Source organism: Pseudomonas sp. FP1740, from assembly GCF_030687165.1.
In the GTDB taxonomy this organism is placed as follows: Bacteria; Pseudomonadota; Gammaproteobacteria; order Pseudomonadales; family Pseudomonadaceae; genus Aquipseudomonas.
In genome coordinates this window covers 6,657,970-6,676,138 of the sequence record NZ_CP117461.1, presented here as the reverse complement: position 1 = coordinate 6,676,138, position 18,169 = coordinate 6,657,970, and the positions used below count along the sequence as shown (strand labels likewise).

The 18,169-nt window shown below is 53.0% G+C and carries 13 protein-coding genes and 4 pseudogenes; 11 read left to right on the top strand and 6 right to left on the bottom strand.

Features of this window, described 5'->3' with window-relative positions; translation table 11 throughout:
* The 4 genes from glmS (at position 1) to PSH69_RS30020 (ending at position 6,610) form a co-directional block, all read left to right on the top strand.
* A complete protein-coding gene (gene glmS, locus PSH69_RS30035) occupies positions 1 to 1,833 on the top strand; it encodes a glutamine--fructose-6-phosphate transaminase (isomerizing) (RefSeq protein ID WP_305410641.1) in 1,833 nt (610 codons plus the stop codon).
* A 291-nt stretch (positions 1,834 to 2,124) separates the two neighbouring features.
* On the top strand, positions 2,125 to 2,976 hold the full coding sequence (locus PSH69_RS30030) for a TnsA endonuclease N-terminal domain-containing protein (protein WP_305410640.1): 852 nt from the start codon (positions 2,125 to 2,127) through the stop codon (positions 2,974 to 2,976).
* Positions 2,976 to 5,147 carry a Mu transposase C-terminal domain-containing protein gene (locus tag PSH69_RS30025; RefSeq protein WP_305410639.1) on the top strand — a complete coding sequence of 724 codons (2,172 nt, stop codon included), beginning with the start codon at positions 2,976 to 2,978 and terminating at the stop codon, positions 5,145 to 5,147. Before PSH69_RS30030 ends, PSH69_RS30025 begins: the two co-directional genes overlap by 1 nt.
* Entirely contained in the window at positions 5,144 to 6,610 is a 1,467-nt protein-coding gene (locus PSH69_RS30020) for an ATP-binding protein (protein WP_305410638.1), read from the top strand. Before PSH69_RS30025 ends, PSH69_RS30020 begins: the two co-directional genes overlap by 4 nt.
* 288 nt (positions 6,611 to 6,898) lie before the next feature.
* On the opposite strand, the pseudogene PSH69_RS30015 reads toward PSH69_RS30020, so the two are convergent.
* Positions 6,899 to 7,306 (bottom strand): annotated as a pseudogene (locus PSH69_RS30015) (IS3 family transposase); the annotation flags it as partial.
* Between the two features lie 101 nt (positions 7,307 to 7,407).
* Here PSH69_RS30015 and PSH69_RS30010 point away from each other — a divergent pair.
* From PSH69_RS30010 to PSH69_RS30000, 3 genes and pseudogenes are all read left to right on the top strand, one after another.
* Entirely contained in the window at positions 7,408 to 7,725 is a 318-nt protein-coding gene (locus PSH69_RS30010) for a transposase (protein WP_305410637.1), read from the top strand.
* Positions 7,668 to 8,056: pseudogene (gene tnpB / locus PSH69_RS30400) on the top strand (IS66 family insertion sequence element accessory protein TnpB). Before PSH69_RS30010 ends, tnpB begins: the two are co-directional and overlap by 58 nt.
* 62 nt (positions 8,057 to 8,118) lie before the next feature.
* Positions 8,119 to 9,645, top strand: a complete 1,527-nt coding sequence (locus PSH69_RS30000) for an IS66 family transposase (RefSeq protein ID WP_305410635.1) — start codon at positions 8,119 to 8,121, stop codon at positions 9,643 to 9,645.
* 62 nt (positions 9,646 to 9,707) lie between these two features.
* Here PSH69_RS30000 and PSH69_RS29995 read toward each other — a convergent pair whose 3' ends face one another.
* Positions 9,708 to 10,319 (bottom strand): LysE family translocator, encoded by a 612-nt coding sequence (locus PSH69_RS29995; protein ID WP_305410634.1) that lies wholly within the window; start codon positions 10,317 to 10,319, stop codon positions 9,708 to 9,710.
* A 98-nt stretch (positions 10,320 to 10,417) separates the two neighbouring features.
* Here PSH69_RS29995 and PSH69_RS29990 point away from each other — a divergent pair, with 98 nt between their 5' ends.
* The gene (locus tag PSH69_RS29990; RefSeq protein ID WP_305410633.1) at positions 10,418 to 10,870 is read left to right on the top strand and encodes an Lrp/AsnC family transcriptional regulator; all 453 of its coding nucleotides are present in this window, start codon (positions 10,418 to 10,420) and stop codon (positions 10,868 to 10,870) included.
* A gap of 77 nt (positions 10,871 to 10,947) precedes the next feature.
* Here the strand turns inward: PSH69_RS29990 and PSH69_RS29985 are convergent.
* A pseudogene (locus tag PSH69_RS29985) lies at positions 10,948 to 11,699 on the bottom strand (IS3-like element ISPsy29 family transposase); the annotation flags it as partial.
* Between the two features lie 94 nt (positions 11,700 to 11,793).
* Between PSH69_RS29985 and PSH69_RS29980 the strand changes: the two are divergent.
* On the top strand, positions 11,794 to 13,311 hold the full coding sequence (locus PSH69_RS29980) for a TnsD family Tn7-like transposition protein (protein WP_305410632.1): 1,518 nt from the start codon (positions 11,794 to 11,796) through the stop codon (positions 13,309 to 13,311).
* Here the strand turns inward: PSH69_RS29980 and PSH69_RS29975 are convergent.
* Positions 13,288 to 15,003 carry a TnsD family Tn7-like transposition protein gene (locus tag PSH69_RS29975; protein WP_305410631.1) on the bottom strand — a complete coding sequence of 572 codons (1,716 nt, stop codon included), beginning with the start codon at positions 15,001 to 15,003 and terminating at the stop codon, positions 13,288 to 13,290. The two genes, PSH69_RS29980 and PSH69_RS29975, sit on opposite strands and share 24 nt — an antisense overlap.
* A 274-nt stretch (positions 15,004 to 15,277) precedes the next feature.
* Between PSH69_RS29975 and PSH69_RS29970 the strand changes: the two genes are divergently transcribed.
* Entirely contained in the window at positions 15,278 to 15,673 is a 396-nt protein-coding gene (locus PSH69_RS29970; RefSeq protein ID WP_305410630.1) for a hypothetical protein, read from the top strand.
* A 465-nt stretch (positions 15,674 to 16,138) separates the two neighbouring features.
* Here the strand turns inward: PSH69_RS29970 and PSH69_RS29965 are convergent, their stop codons facing one another.
* Entirely contained in the window at positions 16,139 to 16,966 is an 828-nt protein-coding gene (locus PSH69_RS29965) for a DUF5677 domain-containing protein (RefSeq protein ID WP_305410629.1), read from the bottom strand.
* Positions 16,967 to 17,168: 202 nt separating this feature from the next.
* Here PSH69_RS29965 and PSH69_RS29960 point away from each other — a divergent pair.
* A pseudogene (locus tag PSH69_RS29960) lies at positions 17,169 to 17,303 on the top strand (transcriptional regulator); the annotation flags it as partial.
* 24 nt (positions 17,304 to 17,327) lie between these two features.
* On the opposite strand, the gene PSH69_RS29955 reads toward PSH69_RS29960, so the two are convergent.
* A complete protein-coding gene (locus PSH69_RS29955; protein ID WP_305410628.1) occupies positions 17,328 to 18,161 on the bottom strand; it encodes a hypothetical protein in 834 nt (277 codons plus the stop codon).
* Positions 18,162 to 18,169 lie beyond the last annotated feature (8 nt).

The following is an 18,169-nucleotide window of genomic DNA, read 5'->3' as shown; positions in this document are numbered from 1 at the left end:
ATGTGTGGAATTGTCGGTGCAGTCGCAGAACGGAACATTACCGCCATCCTGCTCGAAGGCCTCAAGCGTCTGGAATACCGTGGTTATGACAGCGCCGGCGTGGCGGTGTACACCAACGATGAAAAACTCTTGCGCCTGCGTCGGCCGGGCAAGGTCAGCGAACTGGAACAGGCGCTGATCGAAGAGCCTCTGGTCGGTCGTCTGGGCATTGCCCACACCCGCTGGGCGACTCACGGTGCGCCGTGCGAACGCAACGCTCACCCGCATTTTTCGGGCGATCTGGCGGTGGTGCACAACGGCATCATCGAGAACCACGAAGCCCTGCGCGAGCAGCTCAAGGCCTTGGGCCACGTGTTCACCTCGGACACAGACACTGAAGTCATCGCCCATCTGCTCAACGAAAAACTTAAAGAGCAGCCCGACCTGACCGCGGCCCTGAAAGCGACTGTCAAAGAACTGCACGGCGCATACGGTCTGGCAGTGATCAGTGCTCGGCAACCGGATCGCTTGGTAGCAGCCCGCAGCGGCAGCCCATTGGTAATCGGTCTGGGCCTGGGTGAAAACTTTCTTGCCTCCGACCAGTTGGCCCTGCGCCAGGTCACTGACCGCTTCATGTACCTGGAAGAAGGCGATATTGCCGAAATTCGCCGCGACAGCGTGCAGATCTGGGACATCAACGGCGCGCTCGTCGAGCGTGAAAGCATTCAGTACCGTGACGGTGCCGAAGCCGCTGACAAAGGCGAGTTCCGGCATTACATGCTCAAGGAAATTCACGAGCAACCGGCCGTGGTGCAACGCACGCTTGAAGGTCGCCTGAGTCAGAATCAGGTGCTGGTCCAGGCGTTTGGTTCACAAGCTGCCGAGCTGTTCGCCAAGGTGCGTAATGTACAGATCGTTGCCTGCGGCACCAGTTATCACGCCGGTATGGTTGCCCGTTACTGGCTCGAAGAACTGGCCGGCATCCCGTGCCAGGTCGAAGTCGCCAGCGAATTCCGCTATCGCAAAGTAGTGGTGCAGCCCGATACCCTGTTCGTGAGCATCTCCCAGTCAGGCGAAACCGCCGACACGTTGGCCGCGCTGCGCAATGCCAAGGAACTGGGCTTCCTTTCCAGCCTGGCAATCTGCAACGTCGGCATCAGCTCCCTGGTGCGTGAATCGGACCTGACGCTGCTGACCCAGGCCGGTCGCGAAATTGGCGTGGCCTCGACCAAAGCCTTCACCACTCAATTGGTGGGCCTGCTGTTGCTGACCCTGGCCCTGGGTCAGGTTCGCGGCACATTGGCCGCAGGCGTCGAAGCCACACTGGTGGAAGAACTGCGTCGCCTGCCGACCCGTCTGGGCGAAGCCCTGGCCATGGACAGCACTGTGGAAAAAATCGCCGAGCTGTTCGCCGAGAAGAACCACACCCTGTTCCTCGGTCGCGGTGCGCAATTCCCGGTGGCGATGGAAGGGGCGCTCAAGCTCAAGGAAATCTCCTACATCCACGCCGAAGCCTACCCGGCGGGCGAGCTGAAACATGGCCCGCTAGCGCTTGTGGATAACGACATGCCAGTGGTCACTGTGGCGCCGAACAACGAGTTGCTGGAGAAGTTGAAGTCCAACCTCCAGGAAGTCCGCGCCCGCGGCGGTGAACTGATCGTCTTCGCCGACGAACAGGCCGGCATGACCAACGGTGAAGGTACTCATGTTGTGCACATGCCGCATATCCACGACATCCTGTCGCCGATCCTCTACACGATTCCGTTGCAGCTTCTTTCGTACTACGTGGCGGTGTTGAAAGGTACTGACGTTGACCAGCCACGAAATCTGGCGAAGTCGGTGACGGTGGAATAAGTTATCCACAGGTGATCGAACCAATTGGTTTTAAACAATTAAGAGCGACACAAAACAAATAAGCGTGACACAAAACAATTGAGACTGACACAATGGCAAACCCTTGAAATAGAAGGGTTTGCCATTTTTTTGGTCTGTCCGTTCATCAGGTCATGCTCCGTCGTGTATGACATGCAATACCATGCGTACTCGGCTTACGGCTGTCTCTCCAGCTCAGGATTTCCTAGGAGTTGGTTAGAGGATTCCTGAAAGGAGGACGCAGGCCTTCCTATTGCTAGGGAGTTTGCTGTGATGCGCCGCCGGATCAAAATGCAGGCCGACGTAGATCGTTATGTGAAACAAGGTCTGGGACAGGGAGAGCGAGAGAGCTATCAGCCTTGGTTGAGAGTCCAGGATGTCCCATCCCGTGGGCGATCTCATAAGGTCCTCGGTTCGATCGTTGACCGCGTTTACCACCTACTCTCAGATCTCGAATACGCCTTTTGGCTGCAGCTGGATTTTTCCGAGAATGTCGTCGATATCCGGGAGCAATTTCCACTGTTTCCCGTACCCGCGCTTCAGGCTATCGCCTCTTCCAAGGGGATTAAATATCCCGTGTACCTTGGTACAGACGTCCCCTTTGTGATGACCACAGACTTTGTGATCACCATCCGCGACCCAGATGGCTCGACTAGGCTGGTTGCGCGTACGGTTAAGCCGCACCAAGAAGTCACTAGTGGGGAAGATCTATTACGGACGTGGGAAAAGCTCGAGATTGAAGAAGAGTATTGGAGGGCCCAAGGGGTAAGCTGGAGTGTTGTGACAGAAGACAATCTTCCTATCACTGTGACCAGAAACCTTGAATGGTTGAGGAAGGGGGGGCCTATTCACGGTCTATGGGAGGACGAGCACCTCTGCAGCCACTTCATTGCGGAGCTCATTCGTGCACAACACTTTGGCTGGACGCTCGGAAAAACTCTAAGACATATCTCCGGAAGGCTGATGACTCCATACGAAACTTGTGCACAGATGTTTCGGTACGTCATATTGCAAAAACTTATATCCATCGATCTTATGCAACCTATTTCAATAACTGGGCCTTTTCCAGAGATTAAAGTTTTGGAAAGTCCTTTTTCCGAAAACTACATATCTGAGGTGGTGTGATGTCCGGTTTTTTTTCTAAAAATCAGGTTGTCATGTCCGTGACTGAACCGGCTCTGTTGCCAGGCGACTCGCGCATTCTTCACGTAGATAATAAATCAGATTTGGTGGTATTGATCACATTAGAGCCTATTCTCAAACGGCCTTGGTCGATGCCTGCGACAGAGTTATCCGTCTGGTTACGATTGGGACACGTCAAGCTAGTTGAGAGCGCAACTCCAAAATATATGATGATCGATGAAGATAGCATCCCCGCTAACCTCAAAGAATATCGAGATCAGCGATGGGAAAAAATCAGGCCGCTTTTGACGGGAGCGCATCCCGAGGAAGTTCTCTATCCGAGCTCTATGGGAAGCTTGGTATACGCCCACGCCAGCCGTATTGGAGTCCCAGCCAAGTCGATTTATCGAATACTATACAAATACTGGGCGTTCGGGATGCTGAGGAATGCGCTATTGCCTGACCGGTCAAAAATCGGGTCACCCGGCAAGATAAAAACATATAAGCCCGGAGTTATTCCTGGACGTAAACCTAGGCATCTCGGTGAGTTAATACCCCAAACAGCAAAGCTGTTAACAGAGTCGGATAGAAACTGCATACGCGCGGGCTACGTGCTTTTTGTTAATAAGAAAATAGATACTATAAGCGGAGCATATATTGAAATGCTCCGAAGATTTTATAAGAAAAAGCAGCTTGATGGTTCGAAAGAGGAGCTGCTCCCTACCGGCCAGATTCCTACAGAGCGCCAATTTGATACTTGGGGTAAGAGGTATTTTGATGACCTTACCGTACTCAAAGGTCGGGCCGGTTCGATTGTGTGGAACAAAGATCACCGGGCAATTCGAGGCACAGTGAGGGAACGTTTGCATGGGCCAGGACATCTGTTCGAAGTTGATGCCACAATCGCTGATGTCTATTTAGTTAGCCGGTATAACAGACATTGGGTAATAGGTAGGCCTGTCGTTTATGTAGTCATCGACAGCTTCTCCGGAATGATTACGGGAATCCATGTTGGCTTGGAGGGTCCAAGCTGGAATGGAGCGCGCCAAGCATTATTCAATGCTTTTACCGACAAAGAAAAATACTGCAAAGCCTACGGTGTAGATCTGGAAAAAGACGAATGGCCTTGCCATCATCTGCCACATGAGATTTTCGCAGATCGAGGTGAGATGATAGGTCAGGCCGCCGAAGGTCTCGTGTCAGGCCTCAAGATTGATTTGGGGATTGCTCCTCCATACCGTCCAGATTGGAAGCCAATCGTGGAAAGTGCATTCAAAGTGTTAAATGATACTATTCAGATTGAGTTCATTCCAGGCGCTGTTATCGCTAGAGAGACGGAACGTGGAGCACGAGATTATCGCCAAGATGCGGTGCTCGACATTAAGGAGTTCACGGAGATCATCATTAGAGGCGTCTTGCATTATAACAAGTTTAACAGGCAGCCTGCTCGCCTTACTCGCGATATGATTGCTGCTGACGTCGAACCGACCCCAATTTCCATATGGCGATGGGCGTTAGAAAATCACATTATCGAATCCAATGTACAATCGGAATCCCTTGTGTACTTACATTTGCTTCCAAGAGAAGTTGGGAAAGTACATAAAGGCGGAATTCTCTTCAAAGGCATGTTTTACGTCTGTGATTGGGCGATAGAGCAAGGGATGTTCGCGCGTGCTCGCCATCGTGGTGTTTCTGATATCACATGTTGGTTTGATCCAAACTATACGGAGCACATTTGGGTACAAGGACCAGATAAAGCATTTGTCCGGTGTGACCTCCGGCTCTCAGAAGCTCGTTACAGAGAGTTTCGTATAGAGGAGGTCGAGGACATGCTTGCGATATTGAATCAAGAACCGCCTTCGAAAAAACGTGAAAAGCTGGAAAGCAAGGTTGCTTTGAAATCTGCGTCAGTAGACATAGTCAACGCAGCCAAGCGAGAGAAAAAGGCAACCCCTGCACCCGCGAGTAAGGCGGAAAAGGTTGCAGGTATCAAAGCTAACCGAGCTTCTGAGAAAGCTTCGCTCAGGGAGCAATCACCCGTCCCAGAGGGTATTAGGAGTAACAGCAGCCATGGCGTCGATGCGGAGTCGTCCACAGCTCCAACAACTGAGCGGACGGCCGAAATTATCAGCCTGTTGAGCCGTCTAGGTCCTACTGCAGGAGGTGTGAAATGACAGCGGGGTCTGTACAAGCCGTATACCGCGACTCTCCATTGCTTGATTACCGGGGAAATCTGCTGATTGAGGCTTTACCTCCTGTCTTGACCGAAAAGGAGGCCATGCATGCTCTGATGCATTTTCCTCCGGCCGTAACGGATGAAGAGCGCAAACTAGATCGCTCTCTCAGGCTCCATGGCGTTGATCGACTTCGTTCTGTGGTGCACCCGCTTTTCATACATCTCGACTTGGAGTCCGACTTTTCTGCGCTGATTCGTGGCGGTTACGTTGGTCGGAATCCCCTATCCCCGGATACTGTGAGGCACCTGCACTCGTTATCCACAAATAAACGTCTAACCACCGGTTTCAAGTCTTCTGCTACCACGTTCAGCCTGACCGGTCTGAGCGGTGTGGGAAAATCGACTGCTCTGGATTCGGTCTTGAAGCTTTATCCACAGACCATCATCCATCGTCAGTACAAAGGGATTGCCTTTGTTCAAACGCAAATCACTTGGCTCAAATTTGATTGTCCATTCGACGGTTCGCTTGGTGGCTTATGCCGGGCGTTTTTTAGAGCGGTGGACAAGGCGATTGGTAAAGAGCGATATGCGAATAGCCTAGGTCGCATGAGCATCCCCAGCATGGTCCAGCTGATGGAGCAGGTGGCGAGCACCTACTACCTTGGCGCGCTCATAATTGATGAGGTGCAAAACCTTCGCTCCGCTAAATCTGGGGGCAAGGACAACATGCTCAATTTCTTTGTGAACCTTATAAACGTGATTGGGATACCGGTCGTGTTCGTAGGGAATAACTCGATGGTGGGCTTGTTCTCCGATGTCATGCGCAATGCTAGGCGCAGCAGCGGGTATGGGCTGGTCGAATTCCAGCGCTTCGAGCGGGGGGATCTTTGGACTATGTTCGTTACCCGATTATGGGAGTCTTACAACTGGTGCCAGAAGGACAATCCTCTAACCGAAGACATCTTGGACACGCTTTTCGACCTGTCCCAAGGGATAACTGATTTTGCGATCAAGCTGCTAGTCCTTGGACAGCGTGAGGCGATTCAAAGCAGGGAGGAGATAGTGACGCCCAGCTTGCTGCGCCGTGTGTCCAACTCCCGAATGAAAATTCTGGCACCCGCGCTTGCGGCTCTGCGCAGTGGTGATCCGAGACAAAAAAGTCGATTTGATGATCTTCTCCCTGTGAAGGACCAAATCGACGCGATGATGCTTTGGAATGCTTCTTCAACCCCTGATAGGTTCGCATTGCTGGAAACTATGCGTGGGCTCCAAGCCCCACACCCCACGTTGCCCACGAAGGTGCAGGCAAGCGCACCCGTTCAGAAAGTAGGATCGTCAAAAGCCGCTGAAATCAGTGATCACTCTGACCCAAGCGCGTACCTAAATGCCAAAGGCTGGTTGACCAACAATGTTCTCGAGTTTTCCAGCATATACAAAATGACCAGTACCTCGGGTGCTTAGAAATGTCGGTCGCGATGGGTTTCTTTCCAACTCCCTTCCCTGACGAGACGCTCCATAGCATCTTGAGTAGGTATTGCAGGTTAGGGGGATGGGTTGGTTTTTCCGTACTGCGAGAAGACCCGTCTGAAGTAATTCATTTCGCGCGTGCTACTGCGCTTCCATGCGGCATCACAGAGTTGGTAAAAAAAATAGGGTCAGGTTCTCCATTTTCTGTCGAAACGCTGATTGATGAACATACGCTTGCAGCTTACTTCAGGCCGTTCCTATCCATGAATCGCCCCGGATTCTCTAGACACCTTGCAAGCTTATTGCGTAACGCTTTTCAAACTCTACCGGTGACAGCTGATTGTTGAAACCATGGCGGCGTTTTACGTTGTAGAACATCTCGATGTAATCGAACACATCACTCCGAGCATCTTCCCGCGTGGTGTAGATTTTTCGCTTGATCCGTTCCCGTTTCAGAAGCTGGAAAAAGCTCTCGGCCACGGCGTTGTCATGACAGTTGCCTCGGCGACTCATACTGGCAACCAAATTGTTTGCCTTTAAAAAGCTGCGCCAATCGGAGCTGCTGTATTGGCTGCCTTGGTCGGAATGAACCATCACCTCTTGCTTAGGTTTACGCCTCCAAACCGCCATCAACAAAGCGTCAATAGCCAAATCACTGGTCATCTGCGCTTTCATTGACCAGCCAACGACCGTAAGCGTCCAGCCAACACACCTTCCGAACTCCAGCATTAAGGGCAATGGTGTCCGCGTATTTTTAAGCGGACGCAATAGCCCTTAACGTCAGGATTTCCATGCGCCAACGAAGCTCTTACCCGAAACCCTTCAAGGCCCAGGTTGTTCAGGAATGCCTGCAACCGGGCGCAACCCTATCTAGCGTTGCCATCCGCCACGGCATCAACGCCAACGTGATCCGCAAGTGGCTGCCGCTTTATCGAGACCAGCCGCCAGCGGCGTTGCCGGCTTTTGTTCCGTTAAGAGCCAGCCCCAAACGGACGGAGGAAGCGTCGGCGACTATCGAACTGCCGCTTGGCGAGCAATCAATCGTAGTGAAATGGCCAACTTCCGATCCCGAAGGCTGTGCCCGTTTTGTCCGTGGATTCACCCAATGATCCGCATCGACGCCATCTGGCTCGCCACCGAGCCCATGGATATGCGCGCCGGCACCGAAACGGCGCTGGCCAGGGTGATCGCGGTGTTCGGTGCGGCGAAGCCGCACTGCGCTTATCTGTTTGCCAATCGCCGTGCGACGCGCAGAAAGTGCTGGTGCATGACGGGATTGGCGTCTGGCTGGCTGCTCGCCGTTTGAACCAGGGCAAGTTCCACTGGCCAGGCATTCGACAAGGCTGCGAAATGGAGTTGGATACCGAGCAACTTCAGGCCTTGGTACTCGGCCTGCCTTGGCAACGCGTTGGAACTGGTGGTGCAATCACAATCCTTTAGAAGGCTGTCATTAACGCCTTAGCCTGCTGCCGCAGGCGATCTGCTTTGGTAAAATCCAACGCATGACTTCTACGCCCAACCTCGATCAAATGACCCCGGATCAACTGCGTGCATTCGCTGCGCAGTTGCTGTCGCAGGTCGACACGATGGGCAAGAAGATCCATCGGATCGAAACAGTCAACGAACAACTCACCCACGAAATCGCAGTGCTAAAACGGCACAAATTCGCCAAGCGCAGTGAGCAACTAAGCCCTGATCAAGGCAGCTTGCTCGATGACCTACTGGATACTGATATCGCGGCTATCGAGGCTGAGTTGAAGGCGGTTAACCCGCCGGCTCCGCCGGCCGAACCGCGTCAGCAGCCCAAGCGTGCGCCGTTGCCGCCGCAGTTTCCACGCACTGTGATCCGTCACGAACCCGAGAACACCCAGTGCACCTGTGGCTGCCAGCTTCAGCGCGTCGGCGAAGACATCAGCGAGAAGCTCGATTACACGCCGGGCGTGTTTACCGTCGAGCAGCATGTGCGTGGGAAATGGGCCTGTCGCCAGTGCGAAACACTGATTCAGGCACCGGTACCGGCTCAGATCATCGACAAGGGCATCCCGACCGCCGGCCTGCTGGCTCATGTGATGGTGGCGAAGTTCGCCGACCACTTGCCGCTGTATCGGCAGGAGAAAATCTTTGGCCGCGCCGGCCTGATGATCGCCCGCTCGACGCTGGCGCAGTGGGTTGGACAGACCGGCGTGCAGCTCCAGCCTTTGGTCGATGCACTGCGCGAAGCGGTGCTGGCCGAGGGCGTGATCCACGCCGATGAAACTCCGGTTCAAATGCTTGCGCCAGGCGAGAAAAAAACCCACCGAGCATATGTCTGGGCCTACAGCACCACGCCGTTTTCGGCACTCAAAGGCGTGGTTTACGACTTCAGTCCAAGCCGAGCGGGCGAGCATGCCCGTAACTTCCTTGGCGCTTGGAACGGCAAACTGGTGTGCGACGATTTTGCTGGCTACAAAGCCGGTTTTGAGAAAGGCATGACCGAAATCGGCTGCATGGCCCACGCTCGACGCAAGTTTTTTGATCTGCACGTGGCAAACAAAAGTCAGCTGGCCGAGCAGGCACTGCACTCGATTGGCGGCTTGTACGAAGTTGAACGTCAGGCGCGGGACATGAGCGATGAGGATCGCTGGCGAATACGCCAGGAAAAAGCAGCGCCAATAATCAAAACGCTGCATGACTGGATGTTGGCCCAGCGTGATCTGGTGCCGAACGGATCGGCGACGGCCAAAACCTTGGATTACAGCCTTAAACGCTGGGTAGCGCTGACGCGCTACCTCGACGACGGCGCTGTGCCCATTGACAACAACCAGGTCGAAAACCAGATCCGGCCGTGGGCACTTGGACGCTCGAATTGGTTGTTCGCCGGGTCACTACGCAGCGGAAAGCGGGCGGCGGCGATCATGAGTTTGATCCAGTCGGCGCGCATGAACGGGCATGATCCGTATGCCTATCTGAAGGACGTTCTGACTCGTTTGCCGACGCAGCGGGCGAGTGATATTACGGAGTTGCTGCCGCATAAATGGGCGCCCGTTTAACCACGCAAGGCATGTCCGCCGGACGCTAACTATTCAATGGCTGTAGGTAGGACTTGCTATGGCTATGAAAGGGCCAACCGCAGAATCGCAGGCATCGTAGTCAGTATCAAAATTATGGACATAGAGATGTTGAAGGCTAACGAATAACTGGGGCGCGTTAGCACCTGCCGTAATGCAACCCCACCCACTGCCCAGATCCCCACGCATAGCATCGACAGAGCCGCCAATAGAGCACCTGCTAGGCATAGGTTTAGGACATGGTTTTCGACGGGTATATAGGTTGCAGATGCGCTAATTGAAAGCGCCCATGCTTTCGGATTTATCCACTGAAATGCCGCGCCCGCCACTAGCCCCATTGGGGGCCGGCTGTCCTGACCGATTTCCAGCGGGCCGCTGGTTGCAATTTTCCAGGCCAGCCAAAGGATATAGCCTGCGCCGACGACGCCTAGCGCCGTATGAAAACCTGGCGCCGCGTCAAATAGGGTACCTAGCCCCAGCCCAAGCAGCACGAATTGCAAGCTGACTCCAAGGGCGATACCACTCACCAAGGGCATCGTTCGCATCACGCCAACCTTCGCACCTGAGACCAGCACCATGGCGTTATTAGGGCCCGGTGTACCGGTCATCACTATGGCGAAAATCATAAATGGAATGAGGAGCGTGGGATCGGTCATGACAAGGGTGAGCCTGGTTGAGAAGTGCGTGAATTTTATAGCGCAACGCACGCACAATGGTTGCATAATGACGTACAAACCCAGGACTGACGCAACTAATGGCAGAGTTTGACCAGATCGACAGAAGAATATTGCATGAGCTTTCTCGGGACGCTCGCCAGACCAATTTGAAGCTGGCCGAACGAGTCGGGCTGTCTCCCTCCGCCTGTCTGAGAAGGGTTCAAGAGCTAGAGCGATCTGGGGTCATCACAGGCTATAGGGCGGTCATCGACAGATCTCGCCTAGGAGCAGGGTTTGTGGCCTACGTTACCGTAGGACTCTCCAATCACACGAAGGACAGTCTTCGGGCTTTTGAAAAAGCGATCAGCGCATGTCCGGATGTGGTTGAGTTACACACCGTCACCGGGACTATTGAGTATCTTCTGCGTGTTGAACTGGCGGACATGAAGGCTTACAAGACATTCCACAATGATGTCTTGGGTACGCAGCCGCATGTTTCTTCGATTACGAGCTACATCGTAATGGACACGCCAAAGAACGACCGTGCCTAAGCTTAGAGACTGCGGACGGCCACACGTAGAGCACCGGTCTTGATGCAGAGTTCGAAAAGTGGGTTGCCCGGACGCTTACCAACGACCTGACGAGAAAACAGATCAAGCACCACCGCCAAATACAACCAGCCTTCATACGTACGAATGTAGGTGATGTCGGTGACCCAAACCTTGTTGGGTTCCACGACATCGAACTGGCGCTTCAGCAAATTGGGTGAGGCGACCGCTGGCTTACCGCCGTACTTTCCAGGGCGGCGTCGATAACCTGTCTGAGAACGCAGACCTTCAAGACGCATCAGCCTCGCCACACGATGACGACCACAATCCTCACCGACCTCGCGCAGATCGTCATGGATTTTGCGATAGCCATAAACGCCGCCGCTCTCCAACCAGGAATGCTTGATCAAACCCAGTAATCGCTGATCGTCTTTAGCGCGTGCAGATTGCGGCTCAGACAACCAAGCGTAATAACCACTGGGATGGACTTTCAGCGTCAGGCAAAGCCGTCGAATGGAATAGTCGCCCGCTCGCTGCTTGATAAAGGCGTACTTCAACCGCACTCCTTGGCAAAGTACGCGGCGGCCTTTTTTAAGATGTCTCGCTCTTCGGTGACCCGCTTGAGTTCGGCTCGCAGACGACGCAGTTCAGCGTGCTGATCATCGTCTTGCTGCCGTTCTGCCTGAGGTTTGCTGTAGCGCTTTATCCAGGCATAGAGGCTATGCGTCGACACGCCAAGACGCGCCGCCACATCAGCGACGGGTAGCTTCTTTTCGGTCACTTGATTGACCGCTTGGATTTTGAATTCTTCGGGGTAATGCGGGTTGCTCATGGCACCTCCTAATTGGCCTCAGTTTAAGGCAAAGAGGTGTCTACGAAACCCGGGGCGATTCACCACTCTCCAGGCTAAGGCTGTCGCGACACAGATGGCAGACGGCCCCGCCCTCGCACTTGAACTGCGGCTTGGCATAGCCGCGAGTATGCTCGCCAAATTTCAGCGGATTCGGTACTGCGAAGTTTGCACGCAGGTCGATGCCACTAATTTCGGTCAACCGTATTGGCATCGTGCTCTTCAGCTCCCAGGCGTGTGGGTCTGTCCCCATCACGCCAAGGTGTTGGCCGTAATCGATGCTCGTTGGAGCAGGCATCACTTAGGAACTCCGTTTCTCCCCGATGACGATGCTGTCAAACGACACTCGTACAAGCCGCAGATTGATCGACAGTCGACGTCCGAACTGCACAACCTCGCTCTGCTTTCTCAATCATTATTACGCGCAAATCTCAGCCCACTGATTCCGGAGAGTTTGCATCACAACCTACTGACGGAGTGTGCAGACAAAGGGTTTAGCGATGGTCATCGATTCAGGCTCAAGAGGCTTGCTCATGCGGCAGCTGATTACTTTAGGCTGCTGCCGGATGCGGAGGAGTTTCTAAGCTTGTCATCGCCAGAAGAAGAAATTGTTCCCGCTTGGATTATGAAACTTCTGGGCAAGCCCCGTTGCAGCCATCACCCATTGAAGTATCTGATCCTGATGAGGATTCTGGGACTTCAATGCGACCAGTTGGCGGGTGTCGACCGGCCGCCGTCGGAAGCGCTGAAAGTTCCTGAACGGGATGGCGATAGTAGCATTGGACACTTTGTGGTTCCTGAAGGATCTTGGTCATTAAGGCAGCTTTCGCGGCTTAATGGAGCATCCATTGGGGCAATTAAGACTGCTCTCATACGACAAGGAATAGCTGTTCGGCAATTTCCCAGAGTGGTGACGCCTGCTCTGATAGCCGACATTCAAAACAGGGCTACCGCAGGCGAAAGCACCACAGCAATAGCCTCTGACTTGGATATTTCACCGTCCTCGGTTAATCGTGCAATTCGCATAGATCCAGCAGTACAGAGGTGCAGGTCAGCGCGAATGTTTGAAGGGCGGCGAGCGCAGAGCCGTGCAGCTTTTCTTGCTGACATTAAAGAAAAAATGCCGCGAGAGTGCCCCGACTACATGTGGCTGTACCGTAATGACCGCGACTGGCTGCGCACTATCATTGCTGAAACCCACGCTGCACGAGCATTGAGAGTACCAAGGGTTGATTGGGAGGACCGGGATCAAAAATTGAGCGCCAGGATCTTCGAGTGTGCTTCTCTCTTGCGCAGTCAACCAGGCAAGCCTCGACGAATTTCAGCAGCGATGATCGGTAGTGAACTGTCAGCCACTGATGATTTTGAAAAGCACCTTCATCACCTTCCACAATGTGATGCAGCCCTAACTGCGATCCGAGATACCCCCCACGGGCTCTTGGAGCGAAGACTGCGTTGGGCGATCAGCGAGTCGCTACTTAGAGGAACCAGCTTGGCCCCTTCTAGACTTCAGCGTTTGATAGGGCTCAAAAACCGCAACCCATTCTTCGATAGGCTTCGTCTGAAACTGCTAGCTGACGATGTTGGCCGATGAATCGCTGTCTTCAAACTCCGAATTGAGACCTGGCACCTCCTCGGGACGCGGCCCTTTCTTTTTATAGGCTCTTCCACCATAGTTCCCATCGGCCTCGGGTGGGCCTTCGAAGCGGTTGCTTACCGACAGCTTTGAGAGCTCGAACTGCGGGTCAAATCTCGCTGATGTGAGTCCTGCCAAATCAAGGTCGTAAAAGTCAACGATGATTCGGCAACGGTACATGTTGATGCCTGTCGTTACGCTGAGCGTTCCAAAACTCGGTACGAGTTTGAAGCGAGCCAATTCCATTATCCCCCACAGAACTCTCCTAAGGTGAAAATGCCAAAGTGACTCCATGTGCTGTTCGAGCTGTGATTGAACCAGTGGGTAGTCGACAGGCAGATCTCGGCCCCGGACAATCTTTTTAGGCAACTGCTTCAACATCCGTTCGCGATTAACTCTCAACGGTTTATCGGCATTGATACAGTAAAGTGCGTCAACCTTTTGCTCAATGATGGAGGCATACTCAGCGTCTTTCGATGCAGTAGGTGGCGATTGGACGGAGCTAGGATCGATGACCGTTTTTAGCCATCTATGATCATGATTGTAAAGCCATGTCGTGGCGGTATAGGCCTTTGTCCAAAAACCATCCGCCACAAGAGTAGGCCATCGTTTACGAACTTGAAGGATTTTCTCTCGATAAGTTCGTTTTTTACTAGCGCTGTCATCGTCGGAATTAGTTGAAGGTGATGATGACGACAGAAGGTTGGCTGCGACCTCGATCTGATCCCTGAAGTTGGCGAAATCTTTAAACAAAAACATGATTAGCAAGATATGTCTGCTAATCGGCATGTCCAAGTAGCCGTTGAGTACGCTAAATCTGATCCAATTGCTTTTTCTACCTAGTTGGTAGGCTTGGTCAGCTCGCTGAATAAACTCCTCGCCAAGCTGTGCGACCATAGACTCTTCAAGCCTTTTTTGACTAACTAGACTGCCGTAGTTGTAACCTCTTTTTATGGCTTGACGCCGATAAGCCATCGAAAGGATGCTGCCTTCGATAGGCAACATTCCGCTTTCAAGTACTGCATTAGCAAGAATCGCATACTGATGGTAGTGAACATCAGTCGTTTTTTTAGCTTCGCCGCTATCACACGACCATCCACATTCACAAGGTAGCCAAAGAATGCTCAGCAGCTGACCTGCTCTGAGGAACGGTCGAAAGCATTCTGGACATGACTTGAGCAAGTCAACGCCATGTTTCCAGCATGACGCCACTTTCGGGGCCTGATGCGACCTACGCCAGTAGGCTACGCCATGTTCTCCTGCATCGCTCTCTACACAAAGCAAGCAAAGTCGAGCCTCCCCGTGATCATCAACCGCCCTGCGAGGGATCCTGGATGCTGAGGATATTGGTTGAGATTTGGCAACGGTTGCGTTGTCTGGTCTGCCGAGAAACGGCTGATAAAGTGGTATCAATGTATTCTGGCTGATGATAGCTGCGAGTGTTTTTTGTGGATCGCCCGGCAGGCGGTTGACCAGAGCGTTGACCTGCTTGGGCAAGATGGCTTCGAGTCGAAAAGGCGTGGTGCCGAAAAGATCATCATAGGTTTTATACAGCGATTTGTTACCCACTAGAAAATGATAGCGGGAGACTCTCGAATATAAGGTCTCGTCTGGCAGCGAAGCCGGGAACAGTGAAATCAATGGCAGCATTTTAGAGGGTAACAGACTTTTTCGGATGCGTATTTTTATAACAAAGCGGCAGCGTGCGCAACTTTTCCTTAAAGTCATATCATAATGTGATATCAAAAAAAGAATTGATCCATGATCCTGTCCGTGCAGGGATGGTATAAATCTTAATTGTGCGGTCCTTATAGTGAAATATACTTCACCTGTATCCGATATGAGGAGGCTAGACGGTTGGCATTGTTGCTACTGGCTTTCGCTACTTATTAAACCGCTCGTTATATCGAGCTAGGACGGAGCTATGAACCTACATGATCTCGCTCACCTCTTCATCGAGGAGGGCTTGGAGATGGGGAGGGTGGAGCTGTCGGTAGAAGCGTTGGTTTCGCTTGCTCGTAAAAGTAATGGCAGCAAGCGCTGCTGTATCGTTCGAGAGTGGTTCTACCTTGATGTCGAGGTCAGTGGCGCTCAGCTTAGGCTGCTCACGGAGCGAGGGTGGAAGCCTGCCGTGCTCCTCGCATTAAATGTCGTTCGTGATGAGCGCGGTCGGGTTCCTGCCGGGGGATGGGTCAGAAGCGGCTTTCAGACTGACTTTTCTCATGATTGCATTTTCGAGACGAGTAATACGCTCTACCTGCTTCAGGGCAGAGGGTTCCGGAAACGCGTGAGTCTCGATGTCTTATCCTCGCTGTCCTGAAGGTACCTCGCATTGCGGCAGGTCTGTCTCCGTCTACTAGTGGGCAAGTTGCGCTTGTGTTGGTGGACCGGTTCAAAACCACTACGTTTTCGACCGAGGACATGGGAAGTGCTTTCCTGGCGTTATCGAGCCCAGTCCCCAGCACGATGCGTCTCAGGGGTGTTGCCATGCACTGGGGAAGACAATCTGTGCTACTTCTGGCAGCTGGAGTGATCAGTGGCTCTTTTTTGGGGTGTTTTGGCGGCGACCGGAATGGCAGTTGTGCTCACTCAATACGCACAGGCCCTATCAATTCAGTAGTGGGAGGGCTCTACTTGCTTTCGCTGGCCACCAAAGCAGGCGTCAGTTTTGGTCGGTCTTTACCTAACTCGACAGGCAGCTTTGAGTTGTTGATTGCTGCCCATCGCGACAGGCAACAAACCCAAGTGGACGCTCAATCAATTAAAAAACGCTCCTGGCTGATGATTAAGCCTCCGCAAGCTCTTCCACAGTCTGAGGCTCCACACCGTCATGCGCTAGAAGCCGGTTGAAGAGTCCTTGTTCAGCGGTATACATCCGTCTCAGCCCCAGCACCTTGGTACTGCACGACAAGTAACCCGCGAGAGCATGGCAGACAGCACAGAGCAAATCTTCCAATTGTCGCTGTGTTGCTTGTCGGAAGTCCTCCACGGTAGGGACAGGAGGAAGGTGCGCTTGGTAGAAATAGTTCACACCGTAAGGAGATCCGTGGATGATTTCTGAGGAGGTGGCGTATACAAGTGCGTAGGCTGCTAGCAAGCGCGAGCCAGCTTTACCACCGGCGAGTTCGCCCACTCGTTTCAATCGGGTAGGGGTGTCGTACTCGCTCCATTCACGAGATATGCCCTTTCCCGTGAATTCGCTCGCTTCTTCGGGTGCAGGAGTATCGCTGAAGATGTGCATGGCAAACTTCCCAGTCCCAACACTGCGATTGTGTTGCTTCCAAGCACGATATTTCACCCACCGGACTGCACGCTCGGCTTTCGCATTGTCTTCCGCCAGCAGGAAGGACGCATTTATGAACGACTCTATACAGCTTCGCGCTAGAGGATAGAGATCCCGAACCGGGATTCCTCTCCAGTCGGAGCACTTCAGTAGCGTATTCACGGTCTGCCCAGCAGCCATTGCGATTGGTTGTGAGGTCTTCAGCTTTTCTTCTGAGAGGGTACAGGTGTACATCTCTCCGCCGTACTCCAGGGGGCCCTGAGTCGTCACGTACAACGTGAGGCGGAGCAGCTCCAGTTGCTCATTGATGATGTTGCGCAGCACTTCCATCTTTACACCCTCAGCGTTGTATCGCCTTATACGTGGGTGAACCTCATCATTCCACGATCGAGGCACGCTATCTGAAGATGATTCGAGAGGCCACAATAACGATCACCCAGCCGTGATCGGGGGCTACACACGACTTGCGTACAGCAGGTCACTGTTCGGACTGTAGGGGGCCCTCAATGTGTCCGTCAGGCATGATGGTCGCAGTCAGCGCCGCGAGCGCGATGTTAAGCAGTACAAGAATCCGCACAACGGGGAAATCATTGGGACGAAAGGCGGAAATCACAAGCTTTTAAAAGAATGGAAAGCAGAGTACGGTGCAGAAACCGTTGAGTCCTGACTCCAGGACTAATCAGCTACTCTTTCAACCAGAGGCTCCCTTCCCATCAGGATCGGCGTCTTTTTTCTGCTCGTAGAGATAGTCCATTTCTTCAGCACTAAAATGCCAAAAGCCAGCGATCCTACGTGCCTCTTCGTTCGATTCGAAGACTCGATTCGGTGCATCGAGAATTGATGCGTAGAAGAAGAGAAAATGCGCAAGAACATGCACACCAGCCTGTAGCGCCGCTCGGGCAAGCATACGCTGGTCATCGATGGAGGTAGCCGAGTCTCTGATTTGCAGCGCGCTGATGTAGCTCGAATGCGCGTAGCCACAATAGTGACTGTACACGCTCTCGAAGTATTTCTGGTGAAAGCCTGCCCGGACAGCCTGATCAGTCCAGCTCCAATCTACTCGCCAGTCGCCCTTCAGAACTCTTCTGCGCTGCTTGTCAGTGTAATCCGATAGCAGAAATGGTGAAGCTAGCACTTCAGCGGCAAGCTCATCTGCTTGAGCCTGGGTTTCACTTACCTTCCTGCGACCCTCATCAGTTGTGGCATGGAGTCCGAGTCTGTCGTACAGCCCAGCAAGCGTCCAAACCTGATGCCGAAACCTGCGGTGCTCGATGCTAGGACTTCCAAAAATCCAATGCATGGCAATGTAAGATTCGATGCTGGCCCTGACCACGACGATAACCGCCGAGTGGTCAATGAACTGGAATACTTGCTTGCGGCTGTTGATGAACGACGCGGGCTCAAGCAGGCCTCGCGCTGAACAAAGCTGCTTGAAGAGCTTTACGGATAGGGCCTGCAAATCGACAATCCAGTCGTCACCCTCAGTCCGAGGGACATCTACCTGGGTATCGATCATGTCAGCCATTAGATCGA

What these genes read in the sequence shown, in the direction of transcription:
- PSH69_RS30030 (WP_305410640.1), top strand. Translation starts at nt 2,125, where the DNA reads ATGCGCCGCCGGATCAAAATGCAGGCCGACGTAGATCGTTATGTGAAA.
- PSH69_RS29995 (WP_305410634.1), bottom strand. Translation starts at nt 10,319, where the DNA reads ATGACCGATCCCACGCTCCTCATTCCATTTATGATTTTCGCCATAGTG.
- PSH69_RS30000 (WP_305410635.1), top strand. Translation starts at nt 8,119, where the DNA reads ATGACTTCTACGCCCAACCTCGATCAAATGACCCCGGATCAACTGCGT.
- PSH69_RS29990 (WP_305410633.1), top strand. Translation starts at nt 10,418, where the DNA reads ATGGCAGAGTTTGACCAGATCGACAGAAGAATATTGCATGAGCTTTCT.
- PSH69_RS30010 (WP_305410637.1), top strand. Translation starts at nt 7,408, where the DNA reads ATGCGCCAACGAAGCTCTTACCCGAAACCCTTCAAGGCCCAGGTTGTT.
- glmS (WP_305410641.1), top strand. Translation starts at nt 1, where the DNA reads ATGTGTGGAATTGTCGGTGCAGTCGCAGAACGGAACATTACCGCCATC.
- PSH69_RS29965 (WP_305410629.1), bottom strand. Translation starts at nt 16,966, where the DNA reads ATGGAAGTGCTGCGCAACATCATCAATGAGCAACTGGAGCTGCTCCGC.
- PSH69_RS30020 (WP_305410638.1), top strand. Translation starts at nt 5,144, where the DNA reads ATGACAGCGGGGTCTGTACAAGCCGTATACCGCGACTCTCCATTGCTT.
- PSH69_RS29975 (WP_305410631.1), bottom strand. Translation starts at nt 15,003, where the DNA reads ATGCTGCCATTGATTTCACTGTTCCCGGCTTCGCTGCCAGACGAGACC.
- PSH69_RS29955 (WP_305410628.1), bottom strand. Translation starts at nt 18,161, where the DNA reads ATGGCTGACATGATCGATACCCAGGTAGATGTCCCTCGGACTGAGGGT.
- PSH69_RS29980 (WP_305410632.1), top strand. Translation starts at nt 11,794, where the DNA reads ATGGCAGACGGCCCCGCCCTCGCACTTGAACTGCGGCTTGGCATAGCC.
- PSH69_RS29970 (WP_305410630.1), top strand. Translation starts at nt 15,278, where the DNA reads ATGAACCTACATGATCTCGCTCACCTCTTCATCGAGGAGGGCTTGGAG.
- PSH69_RS30025 (WP_305410639.1), top strand. Translation starts at nt 2,976, where the DNA reads ATGTCCGGTTTTTTTTCTAAAAATCAGGTTGTCATGTCCGTGACTGAA.